The following is a 21,819-nucleotide window of genomic DNA, read 5'->3' on the forward strand; positions in this document are numbered from 1 at the left end:
CGCGTCAGCCGAGCCGGTAGGCGCGCGTGACCGTGCCGCGGAACAGCGCGTCGCGCTCGTCCCGGCTGGCCTGCGCGGTCAGCCGCTTGAACGCGTTCCAGCCGTTGACGAACGAATACGAGCCCTTGTCGACCGGGAAATTGCTCTCGAACATGCAGCGGCCAGGACCGAATGCGTCGATGCAGGTCATCATCCACGGCTTCCACGCGTCGGCGAGCTGCACGGAAGACGGCGGCGTCGCGCCCTTCTCGAAATCGAACCCGTTGATGCGCATCCCGAGGCCGCCGACCTTCACGTAAACGTTCGGCAGTTGCGCGAGCGCACGCATCGACGCCGACCAGCGCTCGAACACCTCCGGCCGCTTGTCCGCATAGCTGGCGATCCGCACGACGCCGCCGCAGTGATTGACGACGATCCGCGTGTCGGGGTTTGCCTTCGCGAGATCGAACAGTTCGGGGAGTTGCGGAAAGAACAGCCACGCGTCGTACGACAGCCCGAGCGGCGCGAGCTGCGCGACGCCGGCCCGGTACGCGGGATCGAGCAGCAGCCCGCGCGGCACCGCCGACAGCGGATTCGCGAGCGTCGGATCGGCATCCCACGTGGTCAGGTGCCGAACGCCGCGGAACCGGCCGCGTCCGGCTTCGAGATGCGCTTCCAGGACGTCGCGCACGCGTGCGCCGAGCCGCAGGTCCGCATGGCCGACGATACCTTTGGCGACGGCCACCGGGCCGTGCTGCAGCGGCTCGGTCACGCCGGCCACGTAGGCCGTCTCGCCCACCGGCTTCAGTTCGGCCGGCCCCGAATCGCGATAGCGCGTCTGCGCCTGCATGTAGACGGACGCCTGGATGTGGTGGCCCGAGCGCGCGTCCTGCAGATAGTCGTCGAGCATGTAGATCCAGCCCGGCCGTTCGTAGAAGTGATGATGCGCGTCGACGATCGGAAGGTCCGGCTCGAGCGCGGGTTCGAGCGCCGACGCGAGCCAGTCGGGGCGGACCGCGAGATAGTTGCCTTGCGTCGTCATGCGGGAAGCTCCATCGTGGGCCGGCGTGTCGGCGCATGCGGGCAGCGCGAACGAGGCCGCGGCCGCGCCGAGCAACCGGCGTCGCTTGATCGAAATCGTATCCATGTCATTCGCTCCGGTCGAACGCGTACAGCGACAGCGTGAGCAGCGTCGTGATCGCCAGCACGATCGCGAGGCCGAGCATGCCGGCCGTGAACGTGCCGAAGCTGTCCTTCAGGTAGCCGACGAGATAGGGGCCCGCGAAGCCGCCGAGCGCGCCGATCGAGTTGATCAGCGCCAGCCCGCCGGCCGCCGCCTGGCCGGACAGGAAGCGCGACGGCAGCGTGTAGAAGATCGTGCGGCCGGCAATCGTGCCGATCAACGCGAACGTGATGCCGACGAGCGCCGGCCCGAGCGTCAGGAAATGCGTCGACACGCCCAGCGCCACCGCGCCGATGCACAGCCCCACGGCCAGGTTCGCGACCGGGCCGCCGCGACGGTCCACCCGCTTCGCCCACCACAGCAGCGCGACCGTCGCGAAGCAGTACGGCACCGCGGACAGCCAGCCCGTCTGCATTGTCGACATGCCGTGCGCCTTCAGCATCTGCGGCAGCCAGATGCCGATCCCGTACGAGCCCATCGTGAAGCCGAACGAGATCAGCGCCAGCACGTACACGCGCACGTCGCGCAACGCGACGCCGAAGCCCTTCTTGCGGCCGGCCGCCGCGCCTTCGCGCTCGAACGCGCGCTGCAGCGCCGCGCGCTCGTCGTCCGACAGCCACGCGGCATGCGCCGGCGAATCGGACAGCAGCTTCAGGACGAGGAAACCGAGCGCGCACGCCGGCAGCCCTTCGACGATGAACATCCATTTCCAGCCGGCGAGCCCGAGCACGCCGTCGAGCTGCAGCAGCCACGTCGACAGCGGGCCGCCGATCAGCGACGACAGCGGCGTCGACACGGTGAACCACGCCAGCACGCGCGTGCGGTAGCTCGCCGGAAACCACACGGCGAGAAAGAAGATCACGCCCGGAAAGAAGCCGGCTTCCCCGATGCCGAGCAGCAGCCGGATCGCGTAGAAACTCGTCGGCCCGGTCGCGAGCGCGGTCGCGGCCGCCATCAGCCCCCACGTGATCATGATGCGGGCGAGCCAGCGGCGCGCGCCGAAGCGGTACAGCGCGAGATTGCTCGGCACCTCGAACGCGCAGTAGCCCGCGAACATGATCCCCGCGCCCCAGCCGAACTGCGTCGCGGTCAGCCCGAGATCGCGGTTCATCGTGAGCGCCGCGAACCCGACGCTCGTGCGATCCAGGTAGTTGAAGAAGTACGCGAGCGCGAGCAGCGGGATGAAGCGCCATGCGGCCTTGCGCACGGCGCGCTGCTCGGCCGACGTGTCGGTCTCGCGGTCGGCGGCGAGCGCCGGGGAAGCGGATGTCATGTTCGTCTCCATGGATACGGCGGTCCTCGTCCGCGCATGGCGCGGCCGGGCTGCCTGTGTTCGTTCGGGGGATCGCGGCCGCGCTACGCGCTCGCCACTTCAGTCGGCGAAGGCGCGCCGCCCGGCCCGTCGCCGTGCGCCGCGTCGTCCGCGCCGCCCCGGCCCGCGACGACGCCGGCGTCGATCAGCGCACGCGCGTCGTCGGGCGTGTAGCCGAGCTCGCCGAGCAGCGCATGCGTGTCCTGGCCGATCGCGGGCGGCGCCGAGCGCAGCCGCAGGCGCTCGCCCGCGAGCGTGAGCGGCAGCAGCGCGGTGCGCGTGTCCACCGGCCGCCCGGCGCTGCTCGCGTCGGCCGGCAGCGTCACGGCTTCGAGGCCGCCCGTGGCGCGCAGATGCGGATCGTCGAACAGGTCCTGCGGCTTCGTGATCGGCGCGTACGGCAGACCGGTCGACTCGAAGATCGCGCCGATCTCGGCGGCCGAGTACGACGCCAGCCGCGCACGCAACGCGGGCAGCAGCCATTCGCGCGCCTGGACGCGCATGTTGTTGGTCGCGAGGCGCGGATCGTCCTTCAGCGCGGCCAGGCCGAATGCATCGCAGAACAGCGCCCATTGCGTGTCCGACACGACCGCGAGAAAAATCTGTTCGTTGTCCTTGACGGAGAACACGTCATAGACGGCCCACGCGGAAATGCGGCTCGGCATCGGCGACGCGGCCTGCCCCGTCACCGCGAACTGCATCATGTGCTGCGCGACCAGAAACACGTTGTTCTCGAACAGCGCGCTCTGCACCTGCTGGCCGCGGCCCGTGCGCTCGCGCTGCGCGAGCGCGGCCATCGCGCCGATCGCGCCGAACATGCCGCCCATGATGTCGTTCACGCTCGCACCCGCGCGCAGCGGCCGCCCTTCGGGGCCCGTCATGTAGGCGAGGCCGCCCATCATCTGCACGACCTCGTCGAGCGCGGTGCGATGCTCGTACGGGCCCGGCAGGAAGCCCTTGTGCGACACGTACACGAGGCGCGGATTCAGCGCGTGCAGCGACGGATAGCCGAGGCCGAGGCGGTCCAGCGTGCCGCTCTTGAAGTTCTCGCTGAACACGTCCGCCGTGGCGACGAGCCGCAGCACGATCTCCAGCCCGCGCGGATCCTTCACGTCGACCGCGAGACTTTTCTTGTTGCGGTTGAACATCCCGAAGAAGCCCGCGCCGGAACCGCGCAGCGCCCGCGTGCCGTCGCCCGCGATCGGCTCGATCTTGATCACTTCCGCGCCGAGATCCGCGAGCAGCATCCCGCAGGTCGGGCCCATCACCATGTGCGTCATCTCGATCACGCGCACGCCTGCGTACGGCAGCGCCGAGGCCGGTTGGCGTTCGTTCATTGCGCGACTCCCGCCAGGCATCCTTCCGGTTGCGCGGCCGACGGGACACGCCCGTCCGCATAGCGGAAACCCTTCGGCAAGCCCGCATCGGGCACGTGGCCGTACAGCGCCTCGGCGGGCAACGCCGCATGCAGGATCGCGCGCGCGGCGAGCAGCGCGTCGACGTCGACCCCCGTGTCGTATCCCATCGCTTCGAGCAGGAACACGAGATCCTCGGTCACGATGTTGCCGGTCGCGCCGGGCGCATACGGGCACCCGCCGAGGCCGCCCTGGCTCGCGTCGATCGTCGTCACGCCCGCGTCGAGCGCCGCGACGACGTTCGCCAGCCCCTGCCCGCGCGTGTTGTGGAAATGCGCGCCGCCCGCCTTGTCGCCGACTTCACGGCGCAGCCGCGTGAACAGCCGGCGCACCTGGGCCGGATTCGCATAACCGCTGGTATCGGACAAGCCGATTTCGTCGACACCGCATTCGGCCATCGCGGCGGCCATCGCGATCGTCTCGTCGTCGCTGACGGCGCCCGCGATCGTGCAGCCGAACGCGACCGACACGCCGGCCTCGATCTGCACCGACGGATACCGCGCATCGCGCAGCGCGACGATCGCGCGCACTTCGTCGATCATCTGCGCGGGCGTCTTGCGGATGTTCGCCAGCGAATGCGCTTCCGTGACCGAGACCGGCAGCGTCAGCTTGTGCACGCCCGCGTCGAATGCCCCTTCGGCACCGCGCAGGTTCGGCGCGAGCGCGGCGACGTGCAGCCCCGGAATCGCCCGCGCATGCGCGACGACTTCGCGCACGTCGGCCATCTGCGGCAACAGCCGGGCCGGCACGAACGACCCCACCTCGATCTCGCGCAGGCCGGCCGCGGCCAGCGCGGTGATCCAGCGCAGCTTGCCGGCCGTCGGCATCACGGCCTTGATGCTCTGCAGCCCATCGCGCGGACCGACCTCGCTGACCAGCACCTTCGGATATTCGGAAACGCTCATTCGACACCTCATCGTTCTATCTGAAAGAACATCATTCTGTTTGACAGAACTTTAGGCGGGCAGCGAACGAGCGGTAAGCGGGGTATACCCGTGAAATCGCGATTTTATGGAACTTGAGTTCTGTCAGACAGAACGATATAGTGGGCCGACCATCATTCGAAGGAAGCAGTCAGTGCCCACGCATCAAGCAGGTCATACCAGCGACACGTCCGATCCGGCGGCCGAAGAAGCATCCAGCGGCGTCGCCGTGCTCGATCGCGCGTTCGCGATCCTCCGTGCGTTCGGCCAGACCGACGACCGGCTGTCGCTCGCCGAGCTGTCGCGCCGCACCGGGCTATACAAGAGCACGATCCTGCGCCTGCTCGCGGCGCTCGAACACGGCGGCTTCATGCGCAAGCTCGACGACGGCCAGTACGCGATCGGGCACGAGCCGCTGCGGCTCGCCGCGCTGTACCAGCGTTCGTTCCGCGTCGGCCCGGTGATCGAGCCGCTGCTCGAGGCGCTGAGCCGCGAACTCGGCGAAACGGCTTCGTTCTACGTGCGCCAGGGCGACATGCGTTCGGTGCTCTATCGCGTCGAACCGGCCCGCGCCGTGCGCGTGTCGATTCGCGTCGGCGAGGAATTTCCGGTTCGCCAGGGCGCGTCCGGGAAGGTGCTGCTGGCCTTCACCGACACCCACGACGCCCGCTGGGACGACGTGCGCGAACAGCTGTGGGCCGCGTCGTACGGCGAGCGCGACCCCGAGACGGCATCGGCATCCGTGCCCGTGTTCGGCGCGGCCGGCGAATGCGTCGGCGCGCTGACGGTGTCGGGCCCGAAATCGCGGCTCGCCGCCGCGCCGGCGATGGCCGCGGCGCTCGCCATGCTGCTGCCGCTCGCGCAGAAGGCGACCGTCGCGCTCGGCGGCGCGGGCACGCGCTACGACGCGGCCGCCGTGCGCGACAGCCTCGCCCGGCTCGCGTCGTCGGCCGACGACGCTGCACGGTCGTAGGCGATTGCGCACGACAGCGGCGATGCGACGGCACGACGGGCCGCCGCATGCGACACTGGCCGACGATGCACGCCCGGTGTGCCACCCGCATGCACACCGGGCGTATAACCGCCAACCGGACCCGCACGAGGAGACAATCGCGATGAGCGCCGCACGCCCCGCCGCCTGGTATTTCGATTTCGTTTCGCCGTTCGCCTATCTGCAGCAGGAACAGTTCGACCGGTTGCCGCCGGCCGCCGCGTTCGAGCCGCGGCCGATCGTGCTCGGCGCGCTGCTCACGCACTGGGGCCAGAAAGCGCCGGCCGAGATCGCGGCCAAACGCGTCTTCACCTATCGTCACGCGCAATATCGCGCGGACAAGCTCGGCATCGCGTTCCGGATGCCGCCCGCGCACCCGTTCAACCCGATCAGGCCGCTGCGCCTCGCGATCGCGATGGGCAGTTCGCGCGACGCGATCCGGCGGATCTTCCGGCACATCTGGCGCGACGGCCACGACGTATCGACGCCCGACGGCTTCGCGGCGCTATGCGAAGCCGTCGGCTTTCCGGAAGGCGTGACGGCCGTCGAGGCACAGCCGGTCAAGGACGCGCTGCGCGCGAACACCGATCGGGCGATCGCCGACGGCGTATTCGGCGTGCCGACCTTCGCGCTCGACGGCGACCTGTTCTGGGGCGAGGACGCGACCGACATGTTCGTCGACTGCGCGACGTCGCGCGCGTGGCTCGACTCGCCCGAGGTGCGCCGCATCAGCGCGCTGCCGGAAGGCATCCGGCGCGGCTGACGGCACGGCCGCCGTCGCGCGCCTGCGCGATCATGCCTCGCGCCCTTCGACGAGCGTCGGCACGGCCTCGCGCATCATCGCGACGAACCGCACGAGCCGCGACGGATAGAACTGCGCGTGCGGATAGGTCAGATAGACGGGCAGCGGCGCGGCCTGCCACTCGGGCGCGAGATGCACGAGCTCGCCGCGCGCGAGATGGCCGGCCAGCATCCATGACGAGCCGACACACGCACCGACGCCCAGCAGCGCCGCGCTACGCAGCGCATACAGGTTCGCGGTCGTGATGCGCGGCCGGATCGCGATGCGTCGCGTGTCGCCGGTGACCGCGTGCGTCAGCGCGAGTTCGTTGCGGTAGTAGGTGCGCAACGCGAGCCACGGCAGCCCGGCCAGCGCGTCGGGGTCGCCCGGTAGATCGGCGCCGTTCAGCACCGACGGCGCGGCGACCACGAAGCGCGGCACCTTCGTCAGCCGGATCGCGACCACGCCGGGATCGGTCGGCTCGCCGACCTGGATCGCGCAATCGATGCCGCTGCCGACGAAATCGCGCACCTCGTCCTGCAGCAGCCACTCGACCGACACGCGCGGGTAGTCGCGCAGGAACTGCGCGAGCGGCGCGACGAAACGTTCCTGCCCGAACGCGTGCGGCACCGCGACGCGCAGCAGCCCGTCGGGCTCCTCCTGCGCGCCGCGCAAATCGGCCTCGAACGCCGCCCAGTTCGCCAGCAGTTCCTTCGCCCGCTTGAGGCAACGCTCGCCGTCGACGGTCAGCCGCATCGTATGCGTCGTCCGTTGCAGCAGCCGCATGCCGAGCGAACGTTCGAGCGCCTGCAGCCGCCGGCTGATGGTCGGCTGCGTCGTATGCAGTTGCGCAGCGGCCGCCGACAGGCTGCCGGCCTCGACTATGCGCACGAACGTTTCCATCAGCTCGAAACGATAGCCGGCGCCGTCCACCGGCACGGCCTGAACGCGCTGAGACCCGCCAGCGACGGGAGAAGCAGAAGATTTTTCGGTCATTCGTGCAGCGTATAACAAATCTGCGCGAGGCGGCACTACCGTGGCCGGCCGCGTACCGCCACACTCGCGTCCATCCCGTTATCCAACCGAGGATGCACACCATGTCCACCCCGACCCGTCTCGACGCCGCGCCCCGTGTGGCGCACGCCCCGGCCCATCCGGCCGCCCATTCGATGCCCGATCGCCGGCTCGTGCTGCTGCTCGCGGCCGCCGCCGGCCTCGCCGTCGCCCCGCTCTACTACGCGCAGCCGATGCTCGGCGCGCTCGGGCCCGATCTCGGCGCATCGGCGCGCGCGATCGGCTTCGTGCCGACGCTCACGCAACTCGGCTATGCGCTCGGCATCCTGCTGCTCGCGCCGCTCGGCGACCGCTTCGACCGGCGCCGCGTGATCGTGATCAAGGCTGCCGCGCTGGTCGTCGCGCTGCTGCTCGCGGCGATCGCGCCGTCTCTCGGGCTGCTGCTCGCGGCGAGTTTCGCGATCGGCCTCGCCGCGACGATGGCGCAGGACGTCGTGCCGGCCGCCGCGACGCTCGCGCACGACACGCATCGCGGCCGCATCGTCGGCACGGTGATGACGGGGCTGCTGCTCGGCATCCTGCTGTCGCGCGTCGTGGCCGGCTTCATCGCCGAAACGGCCGGCTGGCGCGCGATGTTCGCGCTCGCGGCCGTCAGCGTCGCGGTAATCGGCTGGGTGGCCGCGCGCGGGCTGCCGCGCTTCGAGCCGACCACGCGGCTGCCGTACCGCGCGCTGATCGCCTCGCTCGGCGCGCTGTGGCGCGATCATCCGGCTCTGCGTCGCGCCGCGCTCGCGCAGGGACTGCTTGCCATCGGCTTCAGCGCATTCTGGTCGACGCTCGCGGTGATGCTGCACGGCGCGCCGTTCCATCTCGGCAGCGCGGCTGCCGGCGCATTCGGCCTCGCGGGCGCCGCCGGCGCGCTGGCCGCGCCGATCGCCGGACGCCTGGCCGACCACCACGGCCCCGAGCGCGTCACGCGCATCGGTATCGGCATCGCGACGCTGTCGTTCGCATCGATGGCCGCCGCGCCGCTGATGTCGCCGCATGCGCAGCTCGTCCTGCTCGCGCTCGCGACGATCGGCTTCGATCTCGGCGTGCAGGCGACGCTGATCGCGCACCAGGCCATCGTCTACCGGATCGATCCCGCGTCGCGCAGCCGCCTCAACGCGGTGCTGTTCGTCGGGATGTTCATCGGGATGGCGGCCGGCGCCGCGATCGGCAGTTTGTTGCTCGCGCAACTGGGCTGGAATGCCGTGACCGCGCTGGCCGTCGCGACGTCGCTGGCCGCGCTCGCGGTGCGGATCTGTCGCAACTGACATCCGCCGTCGCGAGGACGAGGCGGGCAGGCCCACGGGCTTGCCCGCCTTTTCTTTTATTTTCGATCGGCGCATGCATGATGCTGCGCGGCCCGGCAGATTCGGACGCACCGACGCGTGCATTCGTTCATTCGCTGCAAGATCCGCATCCGCCTGACGAATTAGCCAGTTCAACCGATTAATTTTTGCAACAGCGGTGCACGCCTGCACGCAAACGTCGGACGATTCGCCCCTGCCGCACCGCGCGGTGCGTTGCCATCCGACCCCATCGCACAACCCCGTTTTATCAGGGGATTCCCGGTATTTTTTCGCATTTTCTTCGAAATAACGGCTGACATACTGGCCCCCGTTGCGCTCCGGTGCGAGCGCGCTTTCCGATCCTGCCGGCCGCCTGTCATGCGCTGCGCGTCCGCCCGGGTCGCCCGGAACATGAACGATTTCGACACCTCGATCCAGATCTTCCTCACCCACGTGACGTTCGGCCCGCTGATGAATCACGCGATTCGCGTGATTGCCGGCCTGTACACATTCAAGGGCTTCGTGCTCATTCCCGTGCTGTGCTGGCTGTGGTTCCAGCCAGGCCCGAACCGCGACCGGCAACGCGAGCTGGTCGTCGCGACGATCGCGAGCGGGCTCGTCGCGCTCGCGATCGGCCGGGTGCTCGCCCAGGTGCTGCCGTTCCGCGTGCGGCCGATCTACAACCCCGATCTCCACCTGCACTTCCCGTCGGCCGGACTGCGCGCGGCGACGCTGCAGGCATGGAGTTCGTTTCCGAGCGATCACGCGATGCTGTGGATGGCGATCGCGACCGGTATCTTCATCATCGCGCGCCGCATCGGCATCGTCGCGCTGCTGTATTCGGTCGTCTTCATCTGCCTGCCGCGCGCGTATCTCGGCTTCCACTACCCGACCGACCTGATCGCGGGCGCCGCGATCGGCATCGCGATCGCGTGGCTGCTGACGCGCGACGCGATCCGGTCGCGCTTCGCGCCGCAGGTGCTGGAGACGATCCGGCGCTTCCCCGCGCCGGCCTATACGCTCGCGTTCCTGCTGTGCTTCGAGTTGATCACGCAGTTCGACGAACTGCTGACGCTCGCGCAGTCGGTCACGCAGACGATGTGACGGGCCGGTGCCGCGATGCTGCCCCTGCTGCTGTCGTTCCGTCGCCCCGGCATGCGCTGCCGGCCCTGCGCGGCAGCGGCGCGCCGCGCGCCCGCCGCATACGTCAGTCGCGATCGGGCGCGCCGAGCGGGAAGAACGCGCGAAACGGCCGCGCCTCGTCGACCGCCCGCGCAAACGACGGCCGCGCGAGCAGACGCTTGCGGTACGCGATCACGTTCGCGAACCGCGGATCGATCCGGTGCGTCCAGTCCGCGTAGAACAGGAACGGCGCCGCGCCGCAATCGGCGAGGCTGAAATGATCGCCGGCCGCCCATTCGCGATCGGCCATCTTCTGGTCCAGCCACGCATACGACGTATCGAGCATCGCGCGCGCATCGGCGACGCCGCGTGCATCGCGTTCGCCTTCCCGGCGCAACGCGTCGTGCACGACCTTCTGCTGCGGCGTCGACACGTAGTTGTCGAAGAAGCGATCCATCATCCGCACCTCGAGCGCGGCGTGCGGATCGTCGGGCAAGAGGCGCACGGGGCCCGGATGGTTCAGGCCGAGATACTCGATGATGATCGACGCCTCGATCACCGTGCGGCCCGCCTCGACCAGCACCGGAAAGCGCTTCAGCGGCCACAGCGCGGTCAGTTCCTGCATCGGCTTCGGATCGTCGTGCGCGAGCAGGCGATACTCGAACGGCGTGCCGTTCTCGTACAGCGCGGTCAGCACCTTCTGGCAGTAGGACGAAAAGGGATGGGCGTAAAGCGTCGGCATCATCGCGCGGCCTCTCTGGGTGGTGGTCGCCGCGTCGTGCGGCGCCACGTGGTCGGATACCTGGACGACGAACGGCGCCGGGCCGTTTCGACATCGGTCCGGCATTTTTTTCGGCTTCGGATCGCTACGACCGGCCGTCCATCACGACGCGCCCCTCGGCGCGCCAGCGCAGCATCCCGCCACCGAGATTCGCGACCGCGTCGAAGCCGGCCTTCAGCAGGATCACGGTGGCCTGCGCGGAGCGTCCGCCGGCCCGGCACACGGTCACGACCGGCCGGTCGCGCGCGATCTCGCCGGCGCGTGCGGCCAGTTCGCCGAGCGGAATCGGCGTCGCGCCGGGCAGGTGGCCGAGCGGGCCCGTGAATTCGTCCGGCTCGCGCACGTCGACGACCTGCACGGCCGACAGATGATCCTCGAGCCACTGCGGATCGATTTCCCAGAACCCGGCGAACGTATAGACGAGGGGCGCCCAATCGGGCGCCGCCTGGGCATCGGGCGCGTTCGCGGCGACCCCGCATTGGAGGTTCGCCGGCACCGCGACGTCGATCTGGCGCGGGTGCGCGAGCCCGAGGTTGCGCATGTAGCCCGCGAAATCGTCCTCGCTGAGGTCGCCGCCGAGGCGCGGATTGAAACGCCGCTCCTCGCCGACGCTCGTCACCGTGAGCCCGCGATAGTCGTGCGCCGGATAGAGCAGGCAGGCGGCCGGCAGCGTGAAGAGCCGGCCGTGCACCGCGCGATACAGCGCGCGCGGGTCGCCCTGCTGGAAGTCGGTGCGGCCGGTGCCGCGGATCAGCAGGCAATCGCCGGTGAACGCCATCGATTCGTCGTCGAGCACGAGGCTGATGCAGCCGCTCGTGTGGCCGGGCGTCGCGCGCACGGTCAGGTAACGCGCGCCGAACGCACAGCGGTCGCCGTCGTTCAGGTAGCGGTCGGCGCCCTGCGCGCCGCTCGCGGCCGAGATCGCGATCGCACTGCCCGTGCGCTGTTTCAGCAGCCACGCGCCGGTCACGTGATCGGCATGCACGTGCGTGTCGACGGTCGCGACGAGCCGCAGCCCGAGTTCGTCGAGCAGCGCCGCGTCGCGGCGCACCTGCTCGAACACCGGGTCGATCAGCAGCGCTTCGCGCGACGCGCGGTCGGCGAGCAGATACGTGTAAGTCGACGATTGCGGATCGAAAAGTTGCCGGAAGATCATCGCTCGGGTTCTCCGTCGCCGGTTCTTCGGTGAGGTGGGGGCGGGCCTGCGTGTCGCACATCGTCGTCCGGCACCGGCGTCGGCATGATGACATCGCCGTCGCGCGAGCGGCATCGCGCGCGTTGCGTTTCGCCCTCCCTACAGCGTAGATCAAAATGCATGCGCCGCCGGGGTACGGTGCGCGGCGACCGATTCCGAAGACGAATCGCACACGCCGGGACGATTCGCCACGCCCGGATGGTTGCGCGCACTGCCTTACACTACGGCCTGTTTTCGTCACAGTTCACAGGAATGCCACCGACATGTCGATGACGATCGATCCGAAGCAGGCCGCCGCGCTGCTGGCCGTCGCCGACACCGGCAGCTTCGAGCAGGCGGCCGTGCGCCTGCACGTGACCGCGTCCGCCGTCACGCAGCGGGTCCGCGCGCTGGAAGCCAGCCTCGGCACGCCGCTCGTGCTGCGCACGCGGCCATGCCGACCGACGGTGGCCGGCCAGCGCGTGCTGCAGCATCTGCGCCGCGTCGCGCTGCTGCAGGCCGACCTGCAAAGCACGCTCGCGACCGAGCGCGAATCGCCGATCTCGGTGACGATCGCGCTGAATTCCGACAGCCTCGGCACGTGGTTCCTGCCCGCGCTGACATCCGTGCTCGCGGGCGAGCGCATCCTGTTCGAGCTGATCGTCGAGGATCAGGACCATACGTTCGCGCTGCTCGAAAGCGGGATGGCGGTCGGCTGCGTGACGACCGAACCGAAGCCGATGCGCGGCTGCATCGCGACGCCGCTCGGCACGATGCGCTACCGGCTGCTCGCGGCCGCCGCGTTCGCGGTGCGCTGGTTCCCGCGCGGGCTGAACCGCACGAGCGCGCGCAAGGCGCCCGTCGTCGCGTATTCACGGCGCGACACGCTGCAGTCGTCGTTCCTGAAGGAAAAGTTCGGGCTGCCGGACGGCGCGTACCCGTGCCACTACGTGCCCGGCACCCACTCGCACTTCGCGGCGGTGCGGCACGGGCTCGGCTACGCGATGGTGCCGGAGCCGCTGATCGGCGCGACGCCGCTCGATGCGCAAGGGCTCGTCGATCTCGCGCCCGCGCATCCGACCGATGTCACGCTGTACTGGCACGCGTGGACCGTGCAGTCGCCGACGATGGCGTCGCTGTCGGCGCGCGTCGTCGAAGCGGCGCGCCGATTGCTCGCGCCGCTGCCGAAATGACGTGAGGTGGCGAGCCGGCGACGAAGCCGGCTCGCGGCCGTTACGCGCGCCGCTGCGAGAAGTAGTCGCCGACCGCGCCGAGGAAGGTATCGATATCCGCGCGCGACACGTCGCAGTGCGTGACGAAGCGCGACGCATACAACATCTGCGTGAGAATCCCGCGCGCCTTGAGCCACGCCTCGAGCGGCGCGCAATCGGCTTCGGGAAATTGCGCGAACACCATGTTCGTCGCATGCGACAGCACCTTCACCGCGTCGATGCGCGCGAGGCCTGCCGCGAGATGCGCGGCATTCGCGTGATCGTCCGCGAGCCGCTCGACGTTGTGGTCGAGCGCATACAGGCACGCCGCCGCGAGAATGCCCGACTGCCGCATCCCGCCGCCCAGCACCTTGCGCCAGCGCTGCGCACGTTCGATCAGCGCACGGCTGCCGACCAGCACCGAGCCGACCGGCGCGCCGAGCCCTTTCGAGAAGCAGATCGACACGGTGTCGAACGGCGCGCACAGCTCGGCGATCGGGCGCCCCGACGCGACGGCCGCGTTGCACACGCGCGCGCCGTCGAGGTGCGCGGACAGCCCGCGGCTGCGCGCGAACGCGACGGCTTCCTGCACATAACCGTCCGGCAACACCTGGCCGCCGATCGTGTTCTCGAGCGCGAGCAGGCGCGTGCGGGCAAAGTGATTGTCGAGCGGCTTGATCGCCGCGGCGATCTTCGCGAGCGGCAGCGTGCCGTCCGGCGCATTCTCGATCGGCTGCGGCTGGATGCTGCCGAGCACGGCCGCGCCGCCGCCTTCGTACTTGTAGGTGTGCGCGAGCTGGCCGACGATGTACTCGTCGCCCCGCTCGCAATGCGACATCAGCGCGGCCAGGTTGCTCTGCGTGCCGCTCGGGAAGAACAGGCCGGCTTCCTTGCCCGCACGCTCGGCCGTCACCGCCTGCAGGCGCAGCACGGTCGGGTCGTCGCCCCACACGTCGTCGCCGGTCTCGGCGGCAGTCATGGCGGCCAGCATTGCCTGGCTCGGACGTGTCACGGTATCGCTGCGTAAATCGATCATCGCTATGCCCTGAGTAAACGCGGGCCGGCATCGCTGCGCCCGGCCCTGCCGAAACGAGACTCAGAGTGTACGCAATTCACGCAGCGCGTGCCGCCCGTCGAGCGGCAATCGCATGGTCAGTATCGCGGCGGCGGCGGCTGGACGCCGGCCGGCGGCATCGGCGGCGCCGCGCGCGGCGCGCCGCCGTATCCGCCGCCGCCATACCCGCCGCCACTCATTCCGCCCGGCACCGGCACGCGATTGCCCGTTGCGTACATGCATTGCAGATACGCGTAGTCGTAGCGGCGCTGGACGTCGTAGGCCGAGCCCTGCGCGGCGCCCGCGCCGACGACACTGCCCGCGAGCAGCCCCGCGCCGGCGCCCACGGCCGCACCGGTGCCGCCGTTGAACGCGGCGCCGGCCGCCGCGCCGAGCGCGGTGCCGACGGCGGCGCTGCCGACCGCGCTGGCGGTCGACGCCTGCCCGGCGCTCACGCCGCCCGATTGCCCGAACGCGTACTGGCGGCAACTGCCGTCGTCGGCGCGGAACTGGTCGAACGACTTGCCGGTGCCGGGCAGCGCCATCACGCTCGGCCCGGTCGGCAGGTACGCGCAGGCGCCGAGGCAGCCGGCCAGCGCCAGCGCGGCCGGCACGCGCAAGAATCGAAATGCGGATGTCATCGTCGCGCCTCCGTCACTGCGGCCGCGCCGGCACCGATCGCCAGCCCGACTTGCAGGTCTTCACATACGGGTAGTAGTGCTTCGACGCGTCGCAGTAATACCAGAGGTTCGCGTCGCCGTTGTCCTGCGGCTGGCCCTTCTCGACGTATTCGGGCGGCGGCGGCGGATCGACCGGTACCGCGACGACGGGCGGCGGGTAGTAGTAAGGCGCGGGGACGACAGGGTAGTAATACGGGTAGCCGAAGCCGGGGCCGACATAGACCCCGACCCGGGCGGCATGCGCCACGCCGCCCGTCGCGAACGCCACCGCGGCTGCCGCGCCCAGCGCGAGCTTCAATCCATTCACGTCACGTTCTCCAGCAGGCCGGTTCGCCGATACGAACCCGACACCCGAAACGCTACGCCGCGCGCGATCCGGCATCCATTACGGCCGGCCGCGCCAATGTTGCGCGGCGTTACCCGTGTGACAGCCGCTCCCGGCGACGGCCCGCCGCCACGGCCGCGTGCATTACGCGCTAACGCGCCGAAACGGATCGGCTGCCTCGCGCGCCGCGCACGGGCTGCCCGCCGCGCCGTTTCCGGACGATCGAAACCGTTCCGATGACGCGGCGCGCCATATTGACGCACGTGCGTCAGACCGCCACGCCATGGTCGTGCGCGCCGCGAACAGGCTTCTTGATACGAATCAACGATTTATCCCGACATCGCGCGCGGCGGGCTGGACATCTGCGACGAGTTGGCGCATTTCGCGGTGCAACATCGCGACGCATACTCCAGCCAACCCCGACGCCTGTCCGCCGGGGTCCGCCGGCACCCGCCGGCGGGTATCGTCAGCTTCGGTCATCTGGTATGGACACCGCACTTTCGGCCCTCGATCTGGCCCGCCTGCAATTCGCGTTCACCGTCTCCTTTCACATCGTCTTTCCGGCACTGAGCATCGGCCTCGCCAGCTTCATCGCCGTGCTCGAATACCGCTGGCTCAAGACCGGCAAGCAGTACTACAAGACCCTCTGTCTGTTCTGGTCGAAGATCTTCGCGGTCGCGTTCGGGATGGGCGTCGTCTCCGGCGTCGTGATGAGCTACCAGTTCGGCACGAACTGGTCGGGCTTCTCGAGCTTCGCCGGCGCCGTCACCGGGCCGCTGCTGATGTACGAGGTCATGACCGCGTTCTTCCTGGAAGCCGGCTTCCTCGGCATCATGCTGTTCGGCTGGAACCGCGTGAGCCCGCGCGCGCACTTCGGCGCGACGCTGATGGTCGCGATCGGCACGCTGATCTCGACGTTCTGGATCCTCGCGTCGAACAGCTGGATGCAGACGCCGCAGGGCTTCGAGATCGTCGACGGCCGCGTCGTGCCGACCGACTGGTTCGCGATCATCTTCAATCCGTCGTTCCCGTACCGCCTGTTCCACATGGCGATCGCCGCGTTCATCGTCGCGGCGCTGGTGGTGGCCGCGACGGGCGCGTGGCACCTGCTGAAGGGGCGCCGCGACAAGGGCGTGAAGAAGATGTTCTCGATGGCGCTGTGGCTGCTGCTCGTGCTCGCGCCGCTGCAGGCCGTGATCGGCGACCAGCACGGCATCAACACGCTGAAGCACCAGCCCGCGAAGATCGCCGCGATCGAAGGGCTGTGGGAAACCGAAAAGGGCGGCACGGCGCTCAATCTGTTCGGCATCCCGGACATGAAGGCGGAAACGACGCGCTACGCGGTGCAGGTGCCGCACCTCGGCAGCCTGATCCTCACGCACAGCTGGGACGGCGAAATCCGCGGGCTGAAGGAGTTCCCGCCGGAAGACCGCCCGAACTCGACGGTCGTGTTCTGGAGCTTCCGGATCATGGTCGGCCTCGGCTTCGCGATGATCGGCCTCGCGGCGCTCGCTTGGTTCCTGCGCCGCCGCGGCCGCCTGTATGAATCGAAGGGGTTCCAGCGCTTCGCGCTCGTGATGGGCCCGACCGGTTTCGTGTCGCTGCTCGCGGGCTGGGTGACGACCGAAGCGGGCCGCCAGCCGTGGGTCGTGTACGGCGTGATGCGTACCGCGCAGGCCGTGTCGCCGCTGTCGGTGCAGCAGGTCAGCCTGTCGATGATGACGTTCGTGATCGTGTACTTCCTCGTGTTCGGCACCGGCGTGTACTACATGCTCAAGCTGATGAAGGCCGGCCCCGCGCTGCCCGACGTGAAGCACGACGACACGCCCGACACGCGCCCCGATCACACCGCGCGCCGCCCGATGTCGGCCGTCGACGAGCTGATCGAGACCGTCTGAGCCCACCCCATCCGAATACGAGAAAATCTATGGACGTCACCGTAATCTGGGCCGCGATCATCGCATTGGGGCTCTTCATGTACGTCGTGCTCGACGGCTTCGACCTCGGCATCGGCATCGTCTTCCCGTTCTTCCCGGACGAGAAGGAACGCGACCTGATGATGAACACGGTCGCCCCCGTATGGGACGGCAACGAGACGTGGCTCGTGCTCGGCGGCGCGGGGCTGTTCGCGGTGTTCCCGATCGTCTATTCGACCGTGTTGTCCGCGCTGTACCTGCCGCTGATCTTCATGCTGGTGTGCCTGATCTTTCGCGGCGTGTCGTTCGAGATCCGCGCGAAGGCGCGCCGCACGAAGCAGCTGTGGGATCTCGCGTTCATCGGCGGCTCGGCCGGCGCGACGCTGTTCCAGGGCATCGCGCTCGGCGCGTTCCTGCAGGGCATCAACGTGAAGGACGGCGTGTTCGCCGGCGACGCGTTCGACTGGCTCACGCCGTTCAGCCTGCTGACGGGCCTCGGCCTGATCGTCACCTATGCGCTGCTCGGCTGCTGCTGGCTCGTCGCGAAGACCGAAGGCGACCTGCAGCGCCGCCTGCATCGCGTCGTGTGGCCGCTGACCGTCGTGCTGCTCGGCTTCATCGCGGTCGTCAGCCTGTGGACGCCGCTGCAGGATCCGGCCATCGCGCAGCGCTGGTTCGACTCGGGGCTGTTCTGGCGCCTGCTGCCGGTGCCGTTCCTGGTCGCCGGGTGCGCGGTGTGGATGCGCCGCGCGGTACGCGACCGGCACGACATGACGCCGTTCGTGCTCGCGCTGGCGCTGGTGCTGCTCGGCTATGTCGGCCTGCTCGTCACGCTGTTCCCGTATGCGATTCCTCAGACGATGACGATCTGGGAAGCGGCGGCGCCGCGTTCGAGCCAGACCTTCACGCTGGTCGGCGCAGCGGTTATCCTCCCGATCATCATCGCCTACACGACGATGGGTTACTGGGTATTCCGAGGCAAGGTGCGCCATGAAGACCAGCATTACTACCACCACTGATTCCGCCGATCGCCCGCCCGAGGCGCCACGGCCGCGGATGCGCGGCTGGATGTGGTTCGTCGTGCTGTGGGCGGGCGGCGTGATCGGCGCCGTCACGCTCGGTTATGCGTTCAAGATCTTCATGAACCTGACGCTGTTCGCCGTGAAGTAAGCCAGGCGGCCGCCCCGGTCGAACGACGGTCGGGGCGGCTTTTTTTTCGTTGTCGTTGGCGGTCGCGGCTTCGAGCCGGTCACCGCTCGCACGACGTCGTGCACATCGCCTTGTCCATCGCGCTGAAGAAGGCCCGGTAGTAATCGGGCTCGACGACGGTCTTCATCCGCGAATCGCCGTTGCTGTCCCATACCGTGCGGTCGAAACGCGCGCGCACGATCGCGTCGCGCGCCGGCGTCACGCGAACCGCGACGACGGCGGCCACGCGCTCGTGATCCGGTTTGGCCGGCAAGCCGCCGATCCTCGCCTTCAGCGCGCCGCGCAGCAGTTGCCGCCACTTCGGAACCAGCGTGTCGCTGCGGCCGCCTTCGATCAGCCCCATATCGCGATCGACCGTCACCGGCGCATAGCCCTGCGCGCGCAGCACGGCCGCCGCCGCGTCGAGCGTGCGCGCCTGCGTCGCCCCCGCATAACGACGATCGCTCATCATGCGCAGCGTCTGCTGTTCGCTGTCCGTCAGGTCGATTTCGGTCTGGCTGGCGCTGTAGCGCACCAACGATCCGCCGCTGCCGATCTGACGTTCGTTTTGCGGCTTCGCCGCGCACCCGGCCAGCATCGCCAGCAGCCCGGCGCAGGCGAGCGCCAGCACACCGCGACCGCGCACCGGCGGCACCGCTGCCACGCGGCGCATCGCGCGCCGCGCCGTGCGGCGGTCGAGAAGGCGGCGGCGAATTCCTGTTGATCGGCAATCGGGGGGCGCTATGATCGTCATCGCGGTTTTCTCCTGTCGGCGTCATCTTAGGGACGCGCCACAGCCGCGACAAACGACATTTTCAGACTCACTGTGTAGCTTTTCTTCGCGATCTCACGATGCGCCGATTGCCGCCCCTGAACGCGCTGCGCAGCTTCGAAGCCGCCGGCCGCCTGCAGAGCCTCACCCTCGCCGCCGAGGAACTGAACGTGACCCAGAGCGCGATCGCGCAGCAGATCCGCGTGCTCGAATCGTTCTTCGGACAGAAGCTGTTCGAACGCGACGGGCGTTCGCTGCGGCTCACGCCGCGCGCGCGGCATTACCTCGTCGACGTCGCGAGCTGCCTCGGACGGCTCGCGCAGGCGACCGGGCAGATGTTCGAGCCCGTCGGCGGCCATGCGATCCGGGTCAATGCCTCGGTGTCGTTCGCGCATGGATGGTTGCTGACGCAACTGGCCGCGTTCCAGGCCGCGCATCCCGATATCGACGTACAACTCGTCACGAACGCCGATGCCGAGCGCGACCAGATCGACGAAACGTGCGACATCGTGATCCGCCGGTACACGCCGGAGCTCCGCCGCAAGGGCTTCGTGTCGCGCCCGCTGCTCGCGAACGTCGCGCTCCCCGTGTGTGCGCCCGGCCATCCGGTGCTCGAACGGGCGCGCGTGCCGGCGGACCTGCGCAACGCGCCGCTGCTCCACTACGCCGGGCTGCCGCAAGCGTGGCAATACTGGTTCCACCAGGCCGGCACGGACGTCACCGAAACGCTGCGCGGGCCGTTCTATCGCGAGTTCTTCCTGTTGATCCAGGCGGCCGCGAGCGGGCTCGGCGTGTGCCTCGCGCCACGCGCCGTGGTGCGCGACGCGCTCGCGAGCGGCCGGCTGGTTGCCCTGTTTCCGGAAGTGCACCTGGAAGGGCCGCCGTTTCATTGCCTGTATCGCAACGACGGCGATCCGGCGCTGCGCACGTTCGTCGACTGGCTATTCGCGCGAGCCGAGGAACTGGACGGCCCGCCGCCGCGGTAACGGACGGCGATGCCCGCGTCACCGCCGCTCGCGCAACGCCGCGTCGATCTTGCGGTCGGTCTTGTACTGGCTCAACGCATACACCGACCAGATCGCGGCCGGCAGCCAGCCGATGATCGTGATTTGCAGGACCAGGCAGATGATCCCGGCGATCGGGCGGCCGATCGTGAAAAACTGGAACCACGGCAGCAGCAGGGCAAGCAGAAGGCGCATGAACGATCCTCTCGGTGCGTCGTTGAACGGGTGATGCGCAGCCAATATGACGGGTGGCGCCCGTCATTTCAAGCCCGTGCCCGGCGCCCCATCGGCGCTACGCCGAATCCGCCAGCCACTGCGCGACGCGCGCGACGAGCGCGTCCGCTTCGTCGAAGCACTCGACGCCCGCTACCTGCGGCGCACCGCAGATCGTGAATACCGGCTTGCCCCACTGCAACCCGAGCGCGATTTCGGACAGTGTGCCGAGCCCGCCGCCGACTGCGATCAGGCACAGCGACGCACGCGCGACCAGCGCATTGCGCGTGATGCCGAGCCCGGTCGGTAGCGCGACGCTCAGGTAGGGATTCGCCAGCGTCGCATCGTCCTCGGGCAACAGCCCGATCGCGCAGCCGCCGGCCGCATGCGCGCCGCGCGCGGCGGCCTCCATCACGCCCTGCTTGCCGCCGCCGACGAGCGCCACGCCCGTCGACGCCACCGCGTGCGCGATCCGTTCCGCGACGCGCATCTGCTCGTCGGTCGCGTCGCGCGGGCCGATCAGGCCCGCCGGCATCCGGTGCCGGCGCGCGCCGCGTTGCCGCTGCGCCAGCCGCGCGAGCGCGTCGCGCGCCGGTTCGGACCACGCGCATTCAATGACGTCGTTGGCGAACAAGGCCTTCTCCCAGTGCCAGAACGCAGGTACAGATCGCCGTCAGCACGATCGACAGCACGGCTGCCTGCGAAAAATCGGTTTGCCCGTCCGACAGCTTCAGATACATCAGCAGCGGCAGGATGTTGATCTGCGTGCCGGCCAGCGCGATCGCCGTGCCGTAGGTGCCGAGCGCGATCGCGGTGACGAGGCACCAGGCGGACGCGACGGACGGCCACAGCTCGCGCCACGCGACGTCGAGCCACGCGCGCCACGGCCGCGCGCCGAGCGTCAGCGCGGCGTCGAGCGGCCGCCGGTCGAGATTCGCGAGCGCCGGGTAGATCATCAGCGCGACGCGCGGAATCAGGTAGTACGCGTAGGCGAACGCGAGCCCCGGCATCGTGTAGATCGCGCCGCCGACCACGGTCGGATCGGCGCCCAGCGCGGCCAGCAGCGTGGTCACGAAGCCCGCGCGACCGAACGCGAGGATGAAGCCGTACGCGATCACCAGCCCGGAGAACGCGAGCGGCACGCCGAGCAGCGCGAGCGACCAATGGCGGCGGGCCGGCGACTGCCCGGCCAGCGCGAACGCGACCGGCACGCCGACGCCGACCGACAGCGTGCCGGCGCTCATCGCCAGCGCGAGCGAGCGCACGATCGCGTCGGCGACGAGCGGATCGCGCCACACCGCCGCGAACGCACGGCCGCCGCCGTCGAACGCGGCGCCGACCAGCGCGGCCAGCGGCAGCACGAAGCACACCGCGAGCAAGGCCGCGGCGGGCAGCGCGCCGAAACGGCGCAGCACGCCGCGCGCGGGTAAGGAGGCCGGCATTCCGT

The 21,819-nt window shown here is 69.5% G+C and carries 23 protein-coding genes; 9 read left to right on the forward strand and 14 right to left on the reverse strand.

What is annotated here, in order from left to right; translation table 11 throughout:
• Positions 1 to 4: 4 nt before the first annotated feature.
• The 4 genes from HWX00_RS22285 to HWX00_RS22300 form a co-directional block, all read right to left on the reverse strand.
• Positions 5 to 1,126 carry an amidohydrolase family protein gene (locus HWX00_RS22285; protein WP_124608526.1) on the reverse strand — a complete coding sequence of 374 codons (1,122 nt, stop codon included), beginning with the start codon at positions 1,124 to 1,126 and terminating at the stop codon, positions 5 to 7.
• Between the two features lies 1 nt (position 1,127).
• Positions 1,128 to 2,435 (reverse strand): MFS transporter, encoded by a 1,308-nt coding sequence (locus tag HWX00_RS22290; protein ID WP_049031430.1) that lies wholly within the window; start codon positions 2,433 to 2,435, stop codon positions 1,128 to 1,130.
• 83 nt (positions 2,436 to 2,518) lie between these two features.
• The gene (locus tag HWX00_RS22295) at positions 2,519 to 3,811 is read right to left on the reverse strand and encodes a CaiB/BaiF CoA transferase family protein (protein WP_175029030.1); all 1,293 of its coding nucleotides are present in this window, start codon (positions 3,809 to 3,811) and stop codon (positions 2,519 to 2,521) included.
• The gene (locus tag HWX00_RS22300) at positions 3,808 to 4,794 is read right to left on the reverse strand and encodes a hydroxymethylglutaryl-CoA lyase (protein WP_034187706.1); all 987 of its coding nucleotides are present in this window, start codon (positions 4,792 to 4,794) and stop codon (positions 3,808 to 3,810) included. Before HWX00_RS22300 ends, HWX00_RS22295 begins: the two co-directional genes overlap by 4 nt.
• Before the next feature lie 247 nt (positions 4,795 to 5,041).
• Between HWX00_RS22300 and HWX00_RS22305 the strand changes: the two genes are divergently transcribed.
• Together HWX00_RS22305 and HWX00_RS22310 are read left to right on the forward strand one after the other, a co-directional pair.
• Positions 5,042 to 5,785 (forward strand): IclR family transcriptional regulator, encoded by a 744-nt coding sequence (locus tag HWX00_RS22305; RefSeq protein ID WP_404823865.1) that lies wholly within the window; start codon positions 5,042 to 5,044, stop codon positions 5,783 to 5,785.
• A gap of 142 nt (positions 5,786 to 5,927) precedes the next feature.
• Entirely contained in the window at positions 5,928 to 6,566 is a 639-nt protein-coding gene (locus HWX00_RS22310) for a 2-hydroxychromene-2-carboxylate isomerase (protein ID WP_034187704.1), read from the forward strand.
• 30 nt (positions 6,567 to 6,596) lie between these two features.
• On the opposite strand, the gene HWX00_RS22315 is transcribed toward HWX00_RS22310, so the two are convergent.
• Entirely contained in the window at positions 6,597 to 7,580 is a 984-nt protein-coding gene (locus tag HWX00_RS22315) for a LysR family transcriptional regulator (RefSeq protein ID WP_175029029.1), read from the reverse strand.
• A 101-nt stretch (positions 7,581 to 7,681) separates the two neighbouring features.
• Between HWX00_RS22315 and HWX00_RS22320 the strand changes: the two genes are divergently transcribed.
• Both HWX00_RS22320 and HWX00_RS22325 read left to right on the forward strand, forming a co-directional pair.
• The gene (locus tag HWX00_RS22320) at positions 7,682 to 8,914 is read left to right on the forward strand and encodes an MFS transporter (RefSeq protein WP_175029028.1); all 1,233 of its coding nucleotides are present in this window, start codon (positions 7,682 to 7,684) and stop codon (positions 8,912 to 8,914) included.
• Between the two features lie 429 nt (positions 8,915 to 9,343).
• Positions 9,344 to 10,036, forward strand: coding sequence for a phosphatase PAP2 family protein (locus tag HWX00_RS22325; RefSeq protein WP_034187701.1), 693 nt, complete (start codon positions 9,344 to 9,346; stop codon positions 10,034 to 10,036).
• 103 nt (positions 10,037 to 10,139) lie between these two features.
• On the opposite strand, the gene HWX00_RS22330 is transcribed toward HWX00_RS22325, so the two are convergent.
• Both HWX00_RS22330 and HWX00_RS22335 read right to left on the reverse strand, forming a co-directional pair.
• Positions 10,140 to 10,799 carry a glutathione S-transferase family protein gene (locus HWX00_RS22330; protein ID WP_034187855.1) on the reverse strand — a complete coding sequence of 220 codons (660 nt, stop codon included), beginning with the start codon at positions 10,797 to 10,799 and terminating at the stop codon, positions 10,140 to 10,142.
• A 121-nt stretch (positions 10,800 to 10,920) separates the two neighbouring features.
• Positions 10,921 to 11,991, reverse strand: coding sequence for an MBL fold metallo-hydrolase (locus HWX00_RS22335; RefSeq protein WP_034187700.1), 1,071 nt, complete (start codon positions 11,989 to 11,991; stop codon positions 10,921 to 10,923).
• Between the two features lie 302 nt (positions 11,992 to 12,293).
• Between HWX00_RS22335 and HWX00_RS22340 the strand changes: the two genes are divergently transcribed.
• On the forward strand, positions 12,294 to 13,202 hold the full coding sequence (locus HWX00_RS22340; protein WP_069705697.1) for an HTH-type transcriptional regulator ArgP: 909 nt from the start codon (positions 12,294 to 12,296) through the stop codon (positions 13,200 to 13,202).
• A gap of 40 nt (positions 13,203 to 13,242) precedes the next feature.
• On the opposite strand, the gene ltaE is transcribed toward HWX00_RS22340, so the two are convergent.
• The 3 genes from ltaE to HWX00_RS22355 form a co-directional block, all read right to left on the reverse strand.
• The gene (ltaE, locus tag HWX00_RS22345) at positions 13,243 to 14,256 is read right to left on the reverse strand and encodes a low-specificity L-threonine aldolase (RefSeq protein WP_034187698.1); all 1,014 of its coding nucleotides are present in this window, start codon (positions 14,254 to 14,256) and stop codon (positions 13,243 to 13,245) included.
• A gap of 116 nt (positions 14,257 to 14,372) precedes the next feature.
• Positions 14,373 to 14,915 (reverse strand): YMGG-like glycine zipper-containing protein, encoded by a 543-nt coding sequence (locus HWX00_RS22350; protein ID WP_175868144.1) that lies wholly within the window; start codon positions 14,913 to 14,915, stop codon positions 14,373 to 14,375.
• 13 nt (positions 14,916 to 14,928) lie between these two features.
• The gene (locus HWX00_RS22355; protein ID WP_034187696.1) at positions 14,929 to 15,261 is read right to left on the reverse strand and encodes a hypothetical protein; all 333 of its coding nucleotides are present in this window, start codon (positions 15,259 to 15,261) and stop codon (positions 14,929 to 14,931) included.
• A 503-nt stretch (positions 15,262 to 15,764) separates the two neighbouring features.
• On the opposite strand from HWX00_RS22355, the gene HWX00_RS22360 reads away from it, so the two are divergent.
• Genes HWX00_RS22360 through HWX00_RS22370 form a run of 3 tightly spaced genes read left to right on the forward strand, consistent with a single transcriptional unit; the run spans position 15,765 to position 18,365 of the window.
• Positions 15,765 to 17,177 (forward strand): cytochrome ubiquinol oxidase subunit I, encoded by a 1,413-nt coding sequence (locus HWX00_RS22360; protein ID WP_175029193.1) that lies wholly within the window; start codon positions 15,765 to 15,767, stop codon positions 17,175 to 17,177.
• A gap of 29 nt (positions 17,178 to 17,206) precedes the next feature.
• Positions 17,207 to 18,214 carry a cytochrome d ubiquinol oxidase subunit II gene (gene cydB / locus HWX00_RS22365; RefSeq protein WP_034187693.1) on the forward strand — a complete coding sequence of 336 codons (1,008 nt, stop codon included), beginning with the start codon at positions 17,207 to 17,209 and terminating at the stop codon, positions 18,212 to 18,214.
• Positions 18,186 to 18,365 (forward strand): hypothetical protein, encoded by a 180-nt coding sequence (locus tag HWX00_RS22370; protein ID WP_034187692.1) that lies wholly within the window; start codon positions 18,186 to 18,188, stop codon positions 18,363 to 18,365. The genes cydB and HWX00_RS22370 overlap by 29 nt, the downstream gene beginning before the upstream one ends.
• A gap of 79 nt (positions 18,366 to 18,444) precedes the next feature.
• On the opposite strand, the gene HWX00_RS22375 is transcribed toward HWX00_RS22370, so the two are convergent.
• On the reverse strand, positions 18,445 to 19,056 hold the full coding sequence (locus HWX00_RS22375) for a hypothetical protein (RefSeq protein WP_244131185.1): 612 nt from the start codon (positions 19,054 to 19,056) through the stop codon (positions 18,445 to 18,447).
• A 179-nt stretch (positions 19,057 to 19,235) separates the two neighbouring features.
• Here HWX00_RS22375 and HWX00_RS22380 point away from each other — a divergent pair, with 179 nt between their 5' ends.
• The gene (locus tag HWX00_RS22380) at positions 19,236 to 20,141 is read left to right on the forward strand and encodes a LysR substrate-binding domain-containing protein (RefSeq protein ID WP_034187690.1); all 906 of its coding nucleotides are present in this window, start codon (positions 19,236 to 19,238) and stop codon (positions 20,139 to 20,141) included.
• Between the two features lie 18 nt (positions 20,142 to 20,159).
• On the opposite strand, the gene HWX00_RS22385 is transcribed toward HWX00_RS22380, so the two are convergent.
• The 3 genes from HWX00_RS22385 to HWX00_RS22395 all read right to left on the reverse strand — a co-directional run bounded on the left by HWX00_RS22385 (position 20,160) and on the right by HWX00_RS22395 (position 21,814).
• Positions 20,160 to 20,354 carry a YqaE/Pmp3 family membrane protein gene (locus tag HWX00_RS22385; RefSeq protein ID WP_034187689.1) on the reverse strand — a complete coding sequence of 65 codons (195 nt, stop codon included), beginning with the start codon at positions 20,352 to 20,354 and terminating at the stop codon, positions 20,160 to 20,162.
• Between the two features lie 97 nt (positions 20,355 to 20,451).
• Complete coding sequence (locus HWX00_RS22390) at positions 20,452 to 20,907, reverse strand: TIGR00725 family protein (RefSeq protein WP_124608557.1); 456 nt, start codon at positions 20,905 to 20,907, stop codon at positions 20,452 to 20,454.
• A gap of 76 nt (positions 20,908 to 20,983) precedes the next feature.
• Positions 20,984 to 21,814: an ABC transporter permease gene (locus HWX00_RS22395; protein ID WP_175029191.1), complete on the reverse strand. Its 831-nt coding sequence runs from the start codon at positions 21,812 to 21,814 to the stop codon at positions 20,984 to 20,986.
• Positions 21,815 to 21,819: the final 5 nt, after the last annotated feature.

It is taken from the genome of Burkholderia seminalis DSM 23518, from assembly GCF_902832885.1.
Classification (GTDB): Bacteria; Pseudomonadota; Gammaproteobacteria; order Burkholderiales; family Burkholderiaceae; genus Burkholderia; species Burkholderia seminalis.